Source organism: Pseudomonas sp. NY15437 (genome assembly GCF_048068435.1).
Lineage (GTDB): Bacteria > Pseudomonadota > Gammaproteobacteria > Pseudomonadales > Pseudomonadaceae > Pseudomonas > Pseudomonas nitroreducens_B.
The window spans coordinates 26,509-44,734 of the sequence record NZ_JBLUQC010000005.1; the positions used below are offsets into that span (position 1 = coordinate 26,509).

The following is an 18,226-nucleotide window of genomic DNA, read 5'->3' on the forward strand; positions in this document are numbered from 1 at the left end:
ACATGCCTCGTAGTCTGTGTGCTTCAGCGTAACGAGCGGATTATTCTTGTACAAACAAAATTATCTGTACAATTGAGTGACAGCTGTTCGCGCTCGTCAACGATAGGAGTCCGATCATCGGAACCTTCGGCGCCGCGTCGGTTCATCAAAGATGAGCCCGGTCCGGGTCCCGGCCCTTACAGCGTAGACCTCGCCGTAGAGGGAGTGTCAATGCAATCGCCTGCCTCTCGTCCAGACTGATGAAGGTGGAACAACCCAGCAAGGAGTTCGCCATGCATATTCTCCTGACCGGCGGCACCGGCCTGATCGGCCGCCGCCTCTGCCGCCAGTGGAGCGCCGAGGGCCATCAGCTCACGGTGCTGAGCCGCCAGCCGCAGCGGGTCGCCTCGCTGTGCGGCGAGTCGGTGCGGGGCATTGCCGACTTCGAGGCCTATGGCGACGGGCCGCTGGACGCGGTGGTCAACCTGGCGGGCGAGCCCATCGCGGACAAGCCGTGGAGCGCCCGGCGCAAGGCCCTGCTGTGGGACAGCCGGGTGCGCCTGACCGAGCGCCTGGTGGGCTGGCTGCAGAGCCGCAGCCAGCGCCCGGCGGTCCTGATCAATGGCTCGGCGGTCGGCTGGTATGGTGACGCCGGCGAGCGTCCGCTGGAGGAAAACAGCGCGGCGGCCGGCGAGGATTTCGCCAGCGAGTTGTGCCTGGCCTGGGAGCAGATTGCCCGCGAGGCCGAGGCCCTGGGCGTTCGCGTGGTGCTGGTGCGCACCGGGCTGGTGCTGGCGCCCGAAGGCGGTTTCCTCAAGCGTCTGCTGCCGCCATTTCGCCTGGGCGCCGGCGGGCGGCTCGGGGATGGCCGGCAGTGGATGTCCTGGATTCATATCGACGATCAAATCGCCCTGATCGATTTTCTTTTGCGCAAGGCGGATGCCAGCGGTCCCTATAATGCGTGCGCGCCGCAGCCGGTGCGCAACCGCGACTTCACCCAGGAACTGGGCCAGGCGCTGCACCGGCCGACGCTGATGCACGTGCCGGGCTTTGCCTTGCGCCTGTTGCTGGGCGAGATGTCGACGCTGCTGCTGGGCGGCCAGCGCATCGTGCCGCGCCGCCTGCTGGACGCCGGCTTCGCGTTCCGCTTCCCGGAGCTCAAGGAAGCGCTGGCCGACGTACTGCGCGACGCTCGCTGAGACCCTTCGCGCCCGGTGCCTGCGGCATTGGCGACCGAGCTGTGATAAACGGGCTGCGTGTACACTGCGCGGCCCGCACGACGACCTCCTACCGTACCGGTTTAAGGACACTGCATGACCCAAAACGCCCTCCTGCTGGTCAACCTGGGATCGCCGGCCTCCACCCAGGTCGAGGACGTGCGCCGCTACCTCGACCAGTTCCTCATGGACCCCTACGTGATCGACCTGCCTTGGCCGATCCGCCGGCTGCTGGTGTCGCTGGTGCTGCGCAAGCGCCCGGAAGAGTCCGCCCACGCCTACGCGTCGATCTGGTGGGACGAAGGCTCGCCGCTGATCGTGCTCAGCCGCCGTTTGCAGGAAGCCGTGCGGCCATTCTGGCCCCACGGTCCGGTGGAACTGGGCATGCGCTATGGCGAGCCGTCCATCGAGAAGGCGCTGCTGCGCCTGAGCCAGCAGGGCATCACCCAGGTGACCTTCGCGCCGCTCTACCCGCAGTTCGCCGACAGCACCACCACCACCGCCGTCGAAGAGGCGCGCCGGGTGATGCGCGAGCACAAGCTGACGCTGGAGCTGAAGGTGCTGCCGCCGTTCTACGCCGAGCCCGAATATCGCCAGGCGCTGGTGGACAGCGTGAAGCCGTACCTTTCGCAACCCTACGACCACCTGCTGCTGAGCTTCCACGGCCTGCCCGAGTCGCACATCCGCAAGCTGGTGAAGGACAAGGGCCACGACCTTACCGCCCGCTCCAGCAAAGGCGTGCACGAGGACATCATGGCGGTCTGTTACCGCAGCCAGTGCCTGCGCACGGCCGAGGACTTCGCTGCTGGCGCCGGGCTCGAGGATGGGCGCTGGTCGGTGTCCTTCCAGTCGCGCCTGGGCCGCAACAAGTGGATCGAACCCTACACCGAGGCGCAGCTCGACAAGCTTGGCGCGCAGGGCGTGAAACGCCTGCTGGTGATGTGCCCGGCCTTCGTCGCCGACTGCATCGAGACGCTGGAGGAAATCGGCCAGCGCGGCAACGAACAGTTCCGCGCGGCGGGTGGCGAGGAACTGGTGCTGGTGCCCTGCCTGAACGACCAGGAGCTGTGGGCGCGGGCGCTGGCGAAGCTGTGCGAGCGGACGCCGCAGGCGATCTGATTCTGCGTCGGCGCGGGGCATTGCCCTCTCCCTAACCCTGGCTACGCGCCCCGTTCCGAAGGGAGAGGGGGCATTCGTGCCGGTCATGCTGCAGTGCTACCCGGCGAGCCCGAATAGCTCCCTCTCCCTTCAGGGAGCGGGCGGGGGAGAGAGATACGTGGCACCGCAATCCCCGCCACGAACGGCCATCTCGGGAACTCCTGCTGTTCGCAGGAACGAGGGGGACGCCCAGTTCTTGCTCGCGAACAAGCCCAGCGTCGGCACCGCCGGTGAACTCGTTCGCGAGCAAGCTCGCTCCTACAGGGTGAAGCCCCTTCCTAACCTTACGTACCTGCCGGGCTACCCGGCGAGCTTGAATAGCTCCCTCTCCCTTCAGGGAGAGGGCGGGGGAGAGGGATATGTGGCACCCCAATCCCCGCCACGCCGGGCCATCCCGAAAACATGGCTCTTCGTAGGGGCGAGGAGGACGCCCAGTTCTTGCTCGCGAACAAGCCCAGCGTCGGCGTCGCCGGTGAACTCGTTCGCGAGCAAGCTCGCTCCTACAAGGTGAAGCCCCTCCCTCGCCATGGCGGATAAAGCGTTCCGCTTTATGCGCCCTACGAACCTGCCGAGCCTTCCGGCGAGCCCGAACAGCTCCCTCTCCCTTCAGGGAGAGGGCGGGGAGAGGGATACGTGGCACCGCAATCCCCGCCACGCCGGGCCATCCCAAACATGGCTCTTCGTAGGGCCGAGGGGGACGCCCAGTTCTCGCTCGCGAACCCTCCCACCGTCGGAGCCCCCGGCGAACGCGCTCGCTTCTACCCGCTAAAACCCGCCGTCCAATCCCTGACCACTCATCCATCAGCCAATGGCCGACGCGCGCATTCAGAGACCTGATAGTGCGCGCGCGAATCGTTCGCACTGCCTACTCTGCGGGTTCTCCCTTCGCCTTCGCCGCGATTGGCGGCGTTTCAGGAGCCCGGCATGAACAACAACAATAACGGCTACCCCTCCAGTGCCGTGGCCTGGTCCACGGTTGCGATCCTCATGGTCGCCTATGTGCTTTCCTTCATCGACCGGCAGATTCTCAACCTGCTGGTCGGCCCCATCCGTCGCGATCTGGAGATCAGCGACACGCAGATGAGCCTGCTGATGGGCCTCTCCTTCGCGCTGTTCTACACGCTGTGCGGCATCCCCCTCGGGCGCATGGCCGACAGCCGCAGCCGCCGCGGGCTGATCACCGTCGGCGTGCTGATCTGGAGCGCGATGACGGCCGCCTGCGGCCTGGCGCGGCAGTACTGGCACTTCCTGCTGTTCCGCGTCGGTGTCGGCGTGGGCGAGGCGGCCCTGTCGCCGGCGGCCTATTCGCTGATCGCCGACAGCTTCCCGGCGCAGCGCCGCGCCACCGCCATCAGCGTCTACTCCATGGGCATCTACCTGGGCTCGGGGCTGGCCTTCCTGCTCGGCGGACTGGTGATCAAGTTCGCCTCCGCCCAGGGCGACGTGCATCTGCCGGTCCTCGGTGAGGTGCGCCCGTGGCAGTTGATCTTCCTGATCCTCGGCGCCGCCGGTGTGCTCTTCACCCTGCTGATGCTCGCGGTGAAGGAGCCGACCCGCCGCGGCGTCGGCGCCGGCGTGGTGGTGCCGATGAGCGAAGTGGGCGCCTACCTGCGCGCCAACCGCAAGACCGTGCTGTGCCACAACTTCGGCTTCGCCTGCATCTCCTTCGCCAGCTATGGCAGCGGCGCCTGGGTGCCGACCTTCTTCGTCCGCACCTACGGCTGGGACGCCGGCCACGTGGGGGTGGTCTACGGCAGCATCGTCGCGGTGTTCGGCTGCCTGGGCATCGTCTGCGGCGGTCGCCTGGCGGACTACTGGGCCAAGCGCGGGCGCACCGATGCGAACATGCGCGTCGGCCTGCTCGCGGCCATCCTGGCCATTCCGCTGAGCCTGGTCTATCCGCTGCTGGACAGCGGCAACGCGGCGGCGGCGATGATGGCGCCCATCGTGTTCTTCCTCAGCATGCCCTTCGGCGTCGCCCCGGCGGCGATCCAGGAAATCATGCCCAACTCCATGCGCGGCCAGGCGTCGGCCATCTACCTCTTCGTCGTCACCCTGCTGGGCCTGGGCGTCGGCCCGACCGCCATCGCCCTGGTGACCGACTACGTGTTCGCCGACGACATGGCGCTGCGCTACTCGCTGCTGATCGTCAGCGTGGTGGCCCTGCTGGCCGGTGCACTGCTGCTGGCCAGCGGCCTGAAGCCCTACCGCGCCAGCCTGGAACACCTCAAGAGCTGGAGCCTGAAAGGCGAGCGCGAGAGTGGTGCGATGCAGCGCCAGCCGGCCTGATCGTTCCTCCGCAAGATCGAGCCCCCGCGCAGCGATGCGCGGGGGCTTTTCGTTGGCCGTGGCACAATGCGCCGGGAGATGGATCGAAAGGGAGGTTTCCATGCAGGGGAAGAGCAGGCGCCGAGGGCTGCTGGCCCTGGCGGCGCTGGCGCTGAGCGTTTCGGCGGCAGCGGATGAGCCGTGGGTGGCGTTCACCCAGAACGAACTGATCGGATTCAAGGATGCGCAGGGCGCGGTGAAGATTGCGCCGACACTCAGCCCGATGTTCACCATGGCCCGGCGCTTCGAGCACATCATCGCCACCGGCGAGGAAACCGCCGATAGCTATCGGACGTTTTACCTGCTGCGTGACGGCCGCCAGGTGGCGCCGGATGCGCTCTACGTCTTCGACAACGCGCCGATCTGCGAGAGCGAGAACAGCATCCGTTTCCGCGACCGTCAGCGCGACAGGGTCGGCGTCCTCGACGGCCACGGCCAGGTGCTCATCCCCGCGGAGCTGAGCGACGCCACGGCCATGCGCAACGGTATGCTGGTGGCACTCAAGGGCGCTACGCGCCACTGCGCCGATGCGGGCGTGACGCTGCAGCAGTGCGAGCACAAGGGCTGGAGCGGCGGCACGGAAGTGCTGCTCGACCGCCACGGCAGGACGCTGGTGGAGCGCTTCGACAGCAGCCGCGCCGCCGCGCTGGACTGGTTCTCGATGCAGGTCAGCGACCAGCCTGCGAGCGACCCGCGCCGCGTGTCGTTCAAGGGTGTCGATGGGCGCTACCTCAGCTTCGTCGACATCGAGAAGGACTTTGCTCGCTGGTTCAAGGACGAGTTCCTGGCACACCTCGATGACGCCTCGCTCAAGGCGAACAGTTATCCACAGCTGTGGAGCGGGCAGGGCGGCGAGCCGCTGGATGACTGGCAGGCCGACCCGGTGGATAAGGCGCTGCGCGAGCACGGGGCGCAGCTGCGTGCGCGGCTGCAAGCCCTGCGGACATCGATGAACTACGGTGTGCGCCAGGACGACATGGGCTGGCCCTTCGACCCCGAGCGTGACCCGCAGTATTTCGACGGTTGCGGCGACTTCGCCCAGTGGAAGACGCCCAAGGTCTCGGCCATGGAGCACTGGCAGCAGGGCTCGTTCGAGCCGGACAAGCACGCCAGCTTCGACTTCATCCGCACTGCCCAGGGGTATCGGCTGGTGGCGTTTTCCCTCCCCCCACCGTAACCGCTTTTCGTAGGAGCGAGCTTGCTCGCGAACGGGGTTTCGCCTGGTGCTGCGGCGTCAGGCGGTTCGCGAGCAAGCTCGCTCCTACAAGGGCATCGCGTCGGAGTTGTGCTGTCATGCGCCCTACGGATGAATCGCAGGTGCCAGAAAAAAGCCCCGCTGATGCGGGGCTTTTCATTCAATGCGCCGTGGCCGGCGCGGGGACTTCGGCCGGCTTCTTGTCCGGCTTGGCCAGCAGCGTGTACACGCAGGGCAGCACGAACAGGGTGAACAGCGTACCCACGCTCATGCCGGTGGCGATGACGATGCCGATGTCGAAGCGGCTCACCGCGCCGGCGCCGGTGGCGAGCAGCAGGGGAATCACCCCGAGCACCATGGCGGCAGTGGTCATCAGCACCGGGCGCAGGCGGATCGCCGCGGCTTCTTCCACCGCCTCGCGCACCGACAATCCGCGCTCATGGCGCAGCTGGTTGGCGAACTCGACGATGAGGATGCCGTGCTTGCTGATCAAGCCGATCAGCGTCACCAGCCCCACCTGGGTATAGATGTTCAGGCTCGACAGGCCGAGGAACAGCGGGATCAGCGCGCCGCAGATCGATAGCGGCACGGTGACCATGATCACCAGCGGATCGCGGAAGCTCTCGAACTGCGCCGCCAGCACCAGGAAGATCACCGCCAGCGCCAGGGCGAAGGTGATCATCAGTGCGCTGCCTTCCTGCACGAACTGCCGCGAGGCCCCGGCATAGTCGAAGGAGAAGCCGCGCGGCGACTCCTGCTCGGCGATGCCGCGCACCGTGTCGATGGCCTCGCCCATGCTGACCATCGGCACGCCGGAGATGATCGCCGAGTTGAGCTGCTGGAACTGGTTGAGCTGGCGCGGGCGGGCGCGCTCGTGGAAGGTCACCAGGGTGGACAGCGAGATCAGCTGGCCGCTCTGGCTCTTCACGTAGTAGTTGTTCAGCCAGCCCGGATTGTCGCGGTAGGCGCGCTCGACCTGGGCGATCACCTTGTAGCTGCGCCCGTCGATGGTGAAGCGGTTGATCTCGCCTTCACCCAGCAGCGCCCCCAGGGCAACGCCCAGGTCCTGCATCGACACGCCCATCTGCGCGGCCTTGGCGCGGTCGATGTCGACCACCAGCTCCGGCTTGTCGAAGGCCAGGTCGAGGTCGAGGAAGGCGAACTTGCCCGACTCCTCCGCGCGCTTCTTCACCCGCTCGGCCACCTGCAGCAGTGACTGGTAGTCGCTGGCGGTGTTGATCACGAACTGGAACGGCAGGCCCTCGCCGGTGCCTGGCAGCGACGGCAGGTTGAAGCCGAAGATCTGCAGCCCGGGGATCTTGTCCAGCTCGCCCTGTACCGCCTGCAGCAGCTCCATCTGGCTGCGCTCGCGCTCGTCCCAGGGCTTGAGCAGCATGCCGCCGATGCCGGTCTGCACGCCGTTGTAGCCGTTGATCTGGAACGCCGAATAGTACTCGGGGAACTTGCGGAAGATGCCCTCGAACTCGGCGGTGTACTTCGACAGGTAGTCGAGGTTCGCCGTCTGCGGCGCGTTGGCCATGAGGAAGACGATGCCCTGATCTTCCTCCGGCGCCAGTTCCTTGTGGGTGAACATCATCAGCAGCGGGATGATCGCCAGCACCAGCACGGCGAACACGACGACCACCGGACGGCTGTTCAGCGTGCCGTGCAACAGGCGCTGGTAGCGCACCTTCAGGCCTTCGAAGATGAGGTCCAGGCGATGGGCCAGGCCGCTGGGGTTCTCGTCGTGGCGCAGCAGGCGCGAGCACATCATCGGCGACAGGGTCAGGGCGACGATGCCGGAGATGATCACCGCGCCGGCGAGGGTGAAGGCGAATTCCTTGAACAGCGCGCCGGTCAGGCCGCTCAAGAAGCCGATGGGCGCATACACGGCGGCCAGGGTGATGGTCATGGTCACCACCGGCACGGCGATCTCCCGCGCGCCCTCGATGGCGCCCTGGAACGGCGACTTGCCCTCCTCGATGTGGCGGTGGATGTTCTCCACCACCACGATGGCGTCGTCCACCACCAGGCCGATGGCGAGCACCATGGCCAGCAACGTCAGCAGATTGATCGAGTAGCCCATCATCTGCATGAAGAACAGCACGCCGATCATCGACAGCGGGATAGTCACCACCGGGATGATCACCGAGCGCAGCGCGCCGAGGAACAGGAAGACCACGACGATGACGATCAGGATCGCCTCGCCCAGGGTCTTCACCACTTCGTCGATGGACGCCTGGATGAAACGCGTGGCGTCGTAGGCGATGGACACCTGCAGACCCGGCGGCAGCTGCTCTTCCAGTTCCGGCATCTTGGCGCGGACTTCCTTGATCACGTCCAGCGGGTTGGAGCTGGGCGTGCCCTTGATGCCGATGTACACCGAGGGGATGCCGTTGAACGAGCTGACCGCGTCGTAGCTGGCGGCGCCCAGTTCGATGCGCGCCACGTCGCCCATCAGTACGCGGCGATCGCCCGCGGTCTTCAGCGGGATGGCGGCGAAGGCTTCCGGGGATTTCAGGTCGGTGGAGGCGTTCACCGAGGTGACCACCAGCTCACCCTTCACTTCGCCGGCGGCGGAGAGGAAGTTGTACTGGCGCACCGCATCGGCCACATCGCCGGCGGTGACGCCGTAGGCGGCCATCTTCACCGGGTCCAGCCACAGGCGCATGGCGAACACCTGGTTGCCGAGGATCTCCGCCTCGGCGATGCCCGGCAGCGTGGCGAGCTTGGGCTGGATCACCCGCGAGAGGTAGTCGGTGATCTGCGGGTTGTTCATCTGCTCGCTGAAGAAGCTGATGTACATCAGCGCCGATGCGTCGGCGGCTTCCTTGTCCAGCACCGGGTCCTCGGCGTCGGGTGGCAGCTGGGTCTTCACCTCGCCGATCTTCGACAGCAGCTCGGTGACCAGGCGATCGGTGTTGGCGCCGATGTGCGCATAGATCGAGATCACCGAGTAGTTCTGCCGGCTCACCGACGTCATGTAGTCGATGCCTTCGGCGCTGGCGAGGCTCTGCTGCAGCGGCTGGGTGATGTAGCCCTGGATGGTTTCGGCGTTGGCGCCGGCATAGAAGGTGGTGACGGTGATCAGCGCGTTTTCCATCTGCGGATATTCGCGGATCACCAGCTTGCTGAAGGCCTGCATGCCGAGCAGGACGATCAGCAGGCTGACCACGGTCGCCAGCACGGGGCGACGGATAAAGGGATCGGTAAACATGCTCTCAATCCTTCCTGGTTGGATTTGCTGCGCGTCGGCCATGCGGCGTTGGAGCGGTGTGGAGAAATGCTCATTGGCTGCAGCCAACTCCGCTTTCGCCACACCGCTCCGCCTTGCCTGGCTCTAGCTCGCGAAATCCGGGCAGAGCGGTTGTCTCTGGCTGCCCTCGCCGGGGCGAGGGCAGTGCTGTGCGTTACTGCGGGTCCTTGACGATGGCCACGGCGGTGCCGTTGTCCAGCTTCAGCTGGCCGGAGGTCACCACTTCTTCGCCGGGCTTCAGGCCCTCGAGGATCACCACGCTGCCTTCGCGGCGTTCGCCGGTCTTGACGAAGCGGCGTTCGACTTCCAGCTTCGGCGCGTCGGCCTTGGCGTCGTCGGCCTTCTCGCCGTCCTTGGGCTTGTGCGGCACCACCACGTACACCGAGTTGCCGTACAGGGTGAAGGCCACGGCGGTCTCGGGGACCACCACGCGCGGCGCACTGTCCGGCAGCTGGACTTCCAGGTTGGCGAACATGCCCGGCAGCAGCTTGCCGTCGGGGTTGGCCATGCTGGCGCGGACCAGCAGGTTGCGCGTCTGGTTGTCCACCCGCGGGCTGATGGCGTCGATCTGCGCATCGAAGCTCTGGCCCGGATAGGCCGCCACGCGCACCACCACCTTCTGCCCGCGCTTGAGCAGCGGGAAGTCCTGTTCGGGCAGGAAGAAGTCCACCTGCAGGGTGGAAAGGTCCTGCAGGGTGACGATCTCGGTGCCGGGGGATACGTAGTCGCCGACGTCCACCTGGCGGATGCCGATGGTGCCGGAGAAGGGCGCGAGGATGCGCTTCTTCGCCAGCGCCGCGCGCAGCTGCGCGACGGTCGCGGTGGAGCGGTTCAACTGGGCGGCGAGGCGGTCGTACTCGCTCTTGGAAATGGCCTGTCGGCCCACCAGGCTCTTGCCGCGCTCGTACTCCACCTGGGCCAGGCCGAGGTCCGCCTCGGCGGTGCGCAGGGTCGCCTGTTCGACGTCGGATTCCAGCTGCACCACCGGCTGGCCGACCTTGACCTTGTCGCCGGAGACGAACTGCACTGCGCTGACCGTGCCGGACACCTCGGCGGTCAGGGTCACGCCCTGGATCGCGCGCAGGGTGCCGATGGCCTGCAGGCGGCTCTGCCAGTCGCGTTCCTCGGCCGGGGCGGCGTTGACGCTCACTGGCGGGCGCGGCGCCGAGAACATGGCGATCTGTTTCTTGATGGAGAGGTATTTCGAGCCGGCGAGCACCGCAACGATGACGGCAACCACGCCCAGCATGATCAGCATGCGGCGCAACATCTTCCTGTTCCTTGGTACGTGCCTGGCAGCAATCGGGCGCGATCGCTCGTCCGGGTTTTGCCGGGCGGCCTTCCGTTCGCGCAGATGTCGATCAGGCTATGAAGCCGATACGGGGGACGCCCCATTGCGGGGCGGAATTGCGCACCTTATGCCTGAAACGGTGGATAGTCAAAGGGCTGCGATTACAAGAGGTTTCGCGCGAAAAGTCAGGTCGTTTACGGCAGATGTGCGCTGGAACGGTGCGGCGGGCGGGGCAGGGAAGGGAGCCACATCCATGTGGCGAAGCGGATCAGGCGCTGAGCTTGCGGGTGACGTCCGCCAGTTCGCCGGAGAGGCCATGCAGGTGGCGGCTGGCGCCCTGGGTGCGCACCACGTTTTCCTCGTTGGTGGCGCCGATGGCGGTGATCTCGGTGAGGTTGCGCGAGATGTCCTCGGCGACCGAGGTCTGCTCTTCGGCAGCGGTGGCGATCTGCCGGTTCATGTCGCGGATCGCTTCCACGGCCTGGGTGATGCTGCGCAGCACTTCGCCGGCCTGGGTCACGCGTTCCACGCCTTGTTCACTGCGGGTCTGGCCGCTCTCGATGGCGCGCAGGGCGTTCACCGAGCCGGTCTGCACGGTGTCGATGATCTGGTGGATCTCGGCGGTGGACTCGGCGGTGCGCTGGGCGAGGGTGCGCACTTCGTCGGCGACCACGGCGAAACCACGCCCGGCTTCGCCCGCACGGGCGGCCTCGATGGCGGCGTTGAGCGCCAGCAGGTTGGTCTGGTCGGCGATGCCGCGGATCACTTCGAGCACCTTGCCGATGCGCCCGCTGTCGCTTTCCAGGCGGCGGATGACGTCGGCGGTGTTGGCGATCTCGTTGCTCATCTCGGTGATGGTGACGATGGTGGTCTTCATCACTTCGCCGCCTTGCTGTGCGTGCTGGTCGGCGTCGTCCGCGGCGCGCGCGGCATCGGAGGCGTGGCGCGCGACTTCCTGGGCGGTGGCGGACATCTCGTGCATCGCCGTGGCCACCTGATCGGTGCGCGAGAACTGCTCGCGGGTGCCTTCGGCCATCAGGGTGGCGATGGCGTTCAGCTCGCCGCTGGCGGTGTCCAGCTCGGTGGTGCTGTGCTTGAGGCGGGTGAAGGTCTCGGCGAGGAAGTCGCGCAGGGTGTTGGCGGCGCGGGCCAGGCGGCCCAGTTCGTCGCGGCGGCTGGCATCGACGCGCTCGCCGAAGTTGCCTTCGCTGAGCTGGGCGATGTGCTCGATCAGGCGGGCGATCGGGCCGACCAGGTTGCGGTTGACCAGCCACAGGCTGAGCAGGCCCAGCGCGATGCCCGAGAGCAACAGGACCAGGGTGCCGCTGACGACGGTGCTGTCGGCGCTGGCGGAGATGCTCCTGGCCTGCTCGACGGCATCGTGGTGCAGGCTCTCCACCAGGGCGGCCATCTGCTCGCTGGCGGTGCGGTCGATGCCCTTCACCGCGGCATCCCCGGCGCGCGGGTCGCTGCCGGCGGCGACGTAGGCGTCGCGGCCCTTGCGGTAGGCCTGGCCGAGCTGGCGGTGCTCGTCGCGCAGGCGGGTGACCTGGGCCTTGAGCTGCGCATCATCGGCGGCGTTCTGCTCCAGTCGGCCGAGCACATCCTGCACGGCGCGTTCCTGTTCCTCGAACTGGCTCCAGTATTTGTTCAGGTCGGCAGGCTGCTGGCCGCGCAGCAGGACGTTCTTCCATTCCTGCACCTGGGCCTTGAAGGCCAGGTTGGCCTGGTCGACCAGTTGCGAGGATTGCAGCGGGCCGTCCAGCAGGCGCTGGTAGGCGCTGACACTGCCGGAAAGGAAGTGGAAGCAGGCAAGGGCGATCAGCAGCACGAGCAGCAGGCTACCGCCCAGCAGCGACAGGATCTGGGTACGCAGGGAAGTGTTGGGGGACATCGTGTTTACGCCTCTAAGACGCAGGGTGGGAATCGGTCAGCCTTTGCATCGGCCGGGTGGCTGTCTTCCTGAGTCCAGGGAGACGAGTGGTAGTGAGTTCAGGCGCTCTGGTACGGGGGGTCCGCTTGATGGCATCGGACGGTGCAGGAGCAACTGTTTTCTTCTGAAAATCCGTGCCTGGGTTTCCCTCTCCCCCGCCCTCTCCCTGAAGGGAGAGGGAGCTATCCGTGCGGCTGACACTGTGGTTTCAGCCGGCACCGAACCAGTCCCCTCTCCCTTCAGGGAGAGGGTTAGGGAGAGGGAGGGCCCTAGTGCACGATTTCACGTAGGAGCGGATTTATCCGCGACAGTTTCCGGCCGCTCCGAGCAAGCCGGTTGAGCGTCGCGGACAGAGTCCGCTCCTACGCTCGCCGGAGTCAGGCCAGGTGCAGGTGGTTGTCCCAGAACGCCGGCGGCAGCTCCAGCGGGGTGCCGGCGATGCGTTCGCCGCGGCAGTCGTAGAAGCGGCAGCGGCCCTGGCCGGAGGTGACGACGAAGCCGTCCTTCACCGCGCCGACGCCGGCGCAATCGGGCAGCGGCGCGTCCAGGCGCACGGCGCCGGAGTCCAGGTCCCAGATGAAGAAGCGGTTGCCGCGCGGAGCGGTGAGCGCGACCAGACGCAGGTCGTTGTGCACCGCAACGCTGGCGGTGTACTGGGCCATGGCCAGGCGTTGTTCGTCGGCCAGCGGGAAGGCCTGGAAGGCCTCGCCAGGGCGCTTGATGGCGAGCAGGTCGGCACGGTCGTGGGCGTCGCCCATGTACTGCTGCCCGGCGACGATGGTGCCGTCCGCGGCGATGGCCAGGTGGCGCACGCTGTTCATCTGCTGCGGCAGGGTTTCCTTGGAGATCAGCGCGCCGTCGCGCCGCATCAGCACCAGGCTCGGTTCCATGGCGTCGAGGTTCATCTCCACGCGGCTCTCGGCCTCGGTGCGGATACCGCCGTTGGCCACCACCAGGGTCTCGCCGTCGGGCATCCAGGACACCTGGTGCGGGCCGAGGCCGTGGGTGGAGACCTCGCCGGTGTGGCTCAGGCGCTCACCGTCGAAGCGGTACACGCCGAGCAGGCCGCGCCCAGGGTCGGTGGTGTCGTTCTCGGTGGCGTAGAGCCACTCGCCGTCCTTGTGCCACACGCCGTGGCCGTAGAAATGGCGGTTGGCCTGCGAGTCCACGGTCTGCAGCAGGCGGCCGTCGTTCAGGTCGATCAGGTAGCTCTGCCGGCCCGGGCGGCGGGCGACGAACAGCGCCAGTGGCAGGCTGGGGTGCTGCACTACGTCGTGGCAGCGCAGGCCGACCTCGGTGGCGAAGGCGCAGCTGCCGTCCAGGCGATAGCCCACGGCGTAGTGCTTGCCGTCCGCGTCATCACGGGCGGACAGCACCAGGGGCTCCTTGCCCTTGCGTGACAGCGTCCAGCCGCCGAAGGTCAGGGCGCCGAGCAGCAGGCTGCCCAGGCCGATCACGTGACGTCGCAACATGGCTTGCACCTCTATCACTTCTTTCATCCCATCGATCGTGCGAGCTGGAGCCAGGCGGGAAGGTGTGGCGGATGCGGCGTTGGCTCCAGCCGAGCCATCCGACGCACCTCTTCAACCTCACACGGCAGACGCATGGCCGACGCGCAGCCGATCGAATCAATCCCCGTCGTTGGCGTTGAAGCCCAACTGCACGCCCAGCGCCTTGGCGAGATCACTTTCGTGCAGGCGGTGGACGACGTTGAGGCTGTCGTACAGCTCGTTCAGCTGTTTGATGCCGGCGTCGTCCTTGAGCAGTTCGCTCAGCGGCTGGTTGATCGCCTTCAGCTTGCCGTGGACGTCGGCGTAGGCCGCGTCGATCTTGCCGGCCAGCTCTTTCTGCTCGGCCGGCAGCAGGGCGCGCAGCCCCTTGTTGTCGGTGCCGTTCCACAGCGCCTGGGCGCCGGTCAGGCTGGCGTCCAGGCTCGCCAGCGACATGTCGCTGCGCCAGCCCTCGGCCTGGAACGGCTGCGGGATGCCCTTGCTCTGGCGGCCCAGCGGCGTGCCGAGTTTCTTCTTCAGCATGTCCAGCGCGGTGACCTGCACGCGCAGCAGCTCGGCGATGGCCTCGTGGGCATCGGCGTAGCGCTCGTTGGGGAACTTGGAGAGCTGGGCGAGCATGCCGCCGTCCTGCTTCCACTGCGCCAGGATGCTTTCGGCGAGGGATTGCTGGTGCGTGGCGATGGCTTCCAGCAGCGGGCAATAGCGCGCCTTGGTCTCGGCGTTGGCGAGGTCGATCCTGGCGTCGAAGAGGATGTATTCGTAGGCGGTCAGGCCCTGCACCACGACGCTGGACTTATCCAGGGTCGCCGGGGAAATCGCGTTGCCGCTGCCCAGCAATTGCTCGACCTGGCGCGCCACGAGGTTCTTCTTGTCGGGCCAGAACTGCACCTGCCAGGCGCGGTTGCCCTCGGCCAGCGGGCCGACCAGCAGCGGTTGCAGCTCGGCCCAGGCCTTCTGCGCAGCCATGAAGTCAGCGCGGGCCTTGGCGAGGTCTTCCTTGCCCTGGCAGTACGCCAGGGCACTGGCGGCCAGCGCGCGGTCGGCATCGACCCAGCGGCTGTAGGTCGGCAGGATCACCTGCTGGGCCAGCGTGGCGCTGGTGGTCGCCTGCGGGTCGGTGGGCGAACAGGCGCCCAGGGCGATGGCGAGGCTGGTGATCAGAAGACGGGGGCGGAACATGGTGGGCTCGGCTCCTTAGAGTGAGTTCAGGAACGCCAGCAGGGCATCGCGCTGCCCGGCGTCGAAATTCAGTACGCGTTGCTTTGCCGCTTGCGCTTCGCCGCCGTGCCAGAGCACGGCTTCGAGCAGGTTGCGGGCGCGGCCGTCATGCAGGAACTGGGTGTGGCCGTTGACCGTCTCGGTCAGGCCGATGCCCCACAGCGGCGCCGTGCGCCAGTCGCGGCCGCTGGCGAGAAATTCCGGGCGATTGTCCGCCAGTCCCTCGCCCATGTCATGCAGCAGCAGGTCGCTGTACGGGCGGATGACCTGGTTGGCCAGCTCGGGTTCGGCGGCGTTGGCGCCGGTGGTGAACGTGGGCGTGTGACAGCTGGCGCAGCCGCTGTCGAAGAACAGTCCCTTGCCGGTGAGCACCTGCGGGTCGTCCACCTTGCGCCGCGCCGGCACCGCGAGGTTGCGCGCGTAGAAGGCGACCTGGTCGAAGATGTGCTGGCTGACTTCCGGCTTGCCGCCGTCGATGGCCTTCCGGCAGTCGACCTGGGCGGGCGTGCAGTCGTCGCTGGGCAGCAGGTCGGTGGTCAGGCCCATGTCGCCGGAGAAGGCGTGGGCGTTCTGCTGGGCGACGTTGGGTTGCCCGGCCTTCCAGCCGAAGCGGCCGAGGACGGTTTCCTGCCGGGCGTCGTCCCACACCCGGTTGGGCCGGCCGCGCACGCCGTCGCTGCCCTTGGCCTGTTGCTCGGCGTTGGCGAGGATGTCCGCCTCGCTGATGGATTCCAGCAGGCCCAGGCCGATCATCGGCGGGGCGATGCGCGCGGAAAACATCGTGTCCTGGTGCATCGGCCCGTAGCCCAGGTCGCTGATGCGCAGCCTGGGTTTGCGCAGCTCGACCACGGTGCCGTCCTTGAAGGTCACCGGCACCGGGTCGTAGTCCACCCGCACCTTGCCTTCGGGCGCCACGCCGGGGATGGCCGAGTCTTGGAACTGGCCGCCGTACACCGGTTCGGGCACCACGCCCAGGCGCTTGATGGTCTCGACGTCGGCGGAACCGGCGGGAATCGACAGGCGTACCAGCATCGACACGGCGTTGACGTCGTTCGGCTCCGGCGGATGCCCGCGGCCGTCCTTGATGTGGCAGTTCTGGCAGGCGTTGGTGTTGAACAGCGGGCCGAGGCCGTCGCGCGCGGTGGTGGTGCTCGGCGCGATGACCCAGGGGTTGCGGAAGAAGCTGTTGCCCACGCTGAAGTCCAGGCGGCGGCTCGGCGTGAGGTTGGCCGAGGGCATGGAGTAGGCGTTGCGGTCGCTCTGCTTCACCGTGGCGGCGCCGCCGGACAGGGATTCGCCGGGCTCGGCCACGGCGTGCTGGGAAGTCTCCGGCTTGCACGCGGCAAGGCTGAGGGCAGACAGCAGCACGAGGCACAGGGCGGTACGGCGGTGGAGCATCGACAGGATCCGAAAGCGGCAGGTGGCAGCGCGCCATGGTAGCAGGGGTGTCAAATGCAAATATGAAAAATTTGTATTCGCGAACGACAACTTGTGCCGTCCGTGAACGACGAAGCCCCGCAGGGCGGGGCTTCGTAGGAGGCTGACCGGTCGCTGCGGCGTGGAGCCGCAGCACGTCAAGCCGTCAGGATGCGCGGATCAGAACTGGTGATCGGCGTTGTCCGGCTTCAGGTCCTGCACGCCGACCGCGGTGGCGGCCTTCTCGATGGCGCCGGTCTGCTTGACCAGCGAGGCGATGGCGTCGCGGATCTTCTGCTGATCGTCCTTGTCTTCCGGGGCGATCATCTGGTCGAAGTGCACACCGTCCTTCTCGGCACGGTCGACGATGACCTGCATCTTGGCTTCGGTGTTGGCCAGGTCCGCCTTCAGGTCGGCATCGGCCTGGGCATCGACCTTGGCTACCAGGTCGGACAGGCTCGGGCCCTTCACGACGCTGCCGTCGGTGCGCTTGTATTCGCCGGTGTAGATGTTGCGGATGCTCTTGGCGTTGAAGAACAGGGTGTTGTGGGTGTTGTCGCTGAAGCAGTCGTGCTCGTCTTCGGTGGAGTTGGCCTCCAGCGCGACCTTCATGCGCTCGCCCGCCAGCTCGCCCAGGGACAGCGAGCCCATGCCGAAGAACATCTTGCGCAGGTTGTTCTCGGCGCTGTCGGCCTCGACCTTGGCGCGGTAGTTGTCGGCGACGCCGGCCTTGAAGTTGCCGTGCATTTCCTCGAGGTCGGAGACCAGCAGGTCGGTGACGGCCTTCAGGTAGGCCGCGCGGCGGTCGCAATGGCCGTTGGTGCAGTCCTTGCCCTGGGCGTAGTCGGTGTACTTGCGGTCGCCCGCGCCCGGCTTGGTGCCGTTCAGGTCCTGGCCCCAGAGCAGGAATTCGATGGCGTGGTAGCCGGTGGCGACGTTGGCTTCGGAGCCGCCCAGCTCGTTCAGGCCCTTGAGCTTCTCGCCGGTGATTTCCTTGACGTCGATCTTGTCTTCGCCGACCTGGATCTCGGTGTTGGCGATGATGTTGGCGCTGGCGCCGGCGTTGCCTTCGGCGTGCTGGTAGTCCTTGGCGACGTAGTCGATCAGGCCTTCGTCCAGCGGCCAGGCGTTCACGGCGCCTTCCCAGTCATCGATGATCGAGTTGCCGAAGCGGAAGGCTTCGCTCTGCGAGTAGGACGGGCGCGAAGCGATCCAGGCGGCGCGGGCGGCCTTCAGGGTTTCCTCGCTGGGCTTGGCGATCAGCGCGTCGACGGCGCTCTGCAGGGCCTTGGCGGTGGTCAGGGCGTCGCCGTAGGTGGCTTCGGCGATGTCCAGGTAGTTCTTCACCACGGCCTTGACCGCTGCCTCGTCGACCTTGGCGGCCGCCGGTGCAGTGCTCTGGGTGCTGGCAGCCGGCGCGGCGGGGGCTTCGGCTTTCTTGTCATCGCCGCAGCCGGCGAGGGAAATGGCAATGGCGAGCAGGCTGGCAGTGGCCCAGGGCATACGAGTCATGACGGGTTCCTTTGCATGGAAAAGAGGCGCACGAAAAAGGACTGCGCAAGAAAATCTGCAACATAATGCGAAAGATTTGCATTTTTGAAAAGAGAGATCGGTGGCACCGTTCGATCACGGGGCCTGCATGGCGCCAGCAACGCGCAGGGAGAGTCGTCTTTTGTAGGAGCGAGCTTGCTCGCGAACAGCCCCAGCGCCGGTGCCATGCGGTT

The 18,226-nt window shown here is 66.9% G+C and carries 11 protein-coding genes and 1 pseudogene; 4 read left to right on the forward strand and 8 right to left on the reverse strand.

Annotation, left to right across the window (positions count from 1 at the left end):
* Positions 1-272: 272 nt before the first annotated feature.
* The 4 genes from ACNFIA_RS13390 (at position 273) to ACNFIA_RS13405 (ending at position 5,859) form a co-directional block, all read left to right on the forward strand.
* Positions 273-1,178 carry a TIGR01777 family oxidoreductase gene (locus ACNFIA_RS13390; protein WP_259757316.1) on the forward strand — a complete coding sequence of 302 codons (906 nt, stop codon included), beginning with the start codon at positions 273-275 and terminating at the stop codon, positions 1,176-1,178.
* Positions 1,179-1,292: 114 nt separating this feature from the next.
* Positions 1,293-2,315 carry a ferrochelatase gene (gene hemH, locus ACNFIA_RS13395; protein WP_416785506.1) on the forward strand — a complete coding sequence of 341 codons (1,023 nt, stop codon included), beginning with the start codon at positions 1,293-1,295 and terminating at the stop codon, positions 2,313-2,315.
* 963 nt (positions 2,316-3,278) lie between these two features.
* A complete protein-coding gene (locus ACNFIA_RS13400; protein WP_416785508.1) occupies positions 3,279-4,643 on the forward strand; it encodes a spinster family MFS transporter in 1,365 nt (454 codons plus the stop codon).
* 100 nt (positions 4,644-4,743) lie between these two features.
* Complete coding sequence (locus ACNFIA_RS13405) at positions 4,744-5,859, forward strand: hypothetical protein (RefSeq protein ID WP_416785511.1); 1,116 nt, start codon at positions 4,744-4,746, stop codon at positions 5,857-5,859.
* Between the two features lie 178 nt (positions 5,860-6,037).
* Here ACNFIA_RS13405 and ACNFIA_RS13410 read toward each other — a convergent pair whose 3' ends face one another.
* The 8 genes and pseudogenes from ACNFIA_RS13410 to ACNFIA_RS13445 form a co-directional block, all read right to left on the reverse strand.
* The gene (locus ACNFIA_RS13410; protein ID WP_416785513.1) at positions 6,038-9,094 is read right to left on the reverse strand and encodes a multidrug efflux RND transporter permease subunit; all 3,057 of its coding nucleotides are present in this window, start codon (positions 9,092-9,094) and stop codon (positions 6,038-6,040) included.
* Positions 9,095-9,287: 193 nt separating this feature from the next.
* A complete protein-coding gene (locus ACNFIA_RS13415; protein WP_416785516.1) occupies positions 9,288-10,403 on the reverse strand; it encodes an efflux RND transporter periplasmic adaptor subunit in 1,116 nt (371 codons plus the stop codon).
* Positions 10,404-10,692: 289 nt separating this feature from the next.
* Positions 10,693-11,460 carry a methyl-accepting chemotaxis protein gene (locus tag ACNFIA_RS13420; protein ID WP_416786109.1) on the reverse strand — a complete coding sequence of 256 codons (768 nt, stop codon included), beginning with the start codon at positions 11,458-11,460 and terminating at the stop codon, positions 10,693-10,695.
* A 165-nt stretch (positions 11,461-11,625) separates the two neighbouring features.
* Positions 11,626-12,318: pseudogene (locus ACNFIA_RS13425) on the reverse strand (methyl-accepting chemotaxis protein); the annotation flags it as partial.
* Positions 12,319-12,734: 416 nt separating this feature from the next.
* Positions 12,735-13,829, reverse strand: coding sequence for a DUF1513 domain-containing protein (locus ACNFIA_RS13430; protein ID WP_416785518.1), 1,095 nt, complete (start codon positions 13,827-13,829; stop codon positions 12,735-12,737).
* A gap of 156 nt (positions 13,830-13,985) precedes the next feature.
* Positions 13,986-15,047, reverse strand: coding sequence for an imelysin family protein (locus tag ACNFIA_RS13435; protein ID WP_416785521.1), 1,062 nt, complete (start codon positions 15,045-15,047; stop codon positions 13,986-13,988).
* Between the two features lie 15 nt (positions 15,048-15,062).
* Positions 15,063-16,484 carry a di-heme oxidoredictase family protein gene (locus tag ACNFIA_RS13440; protein WP_416785524.1) on the reverse strand — a complete coding sequence of 474 codons (1,422 nt, stop codon included), beginning with the start codon at positions 16,482-16,484 and terminating at the stop codon, positions 15,063-15,065.
* A gap of 198 nt (positions 16,485-16,682) precedes the next feature.
* Positions 16,683-18,014 (reverse strand): imelysin family protein, encoded by a 1,332-nt coding sequence (locus ACNFIA_RS13445; protein WP_259757304.1) that lies wholly within the window; start codon positions 18,012-18,014, stop codon positions 16,683-16,685.
* Positions 18,015-18,226 lie beyond the last annotated feature (212 nt).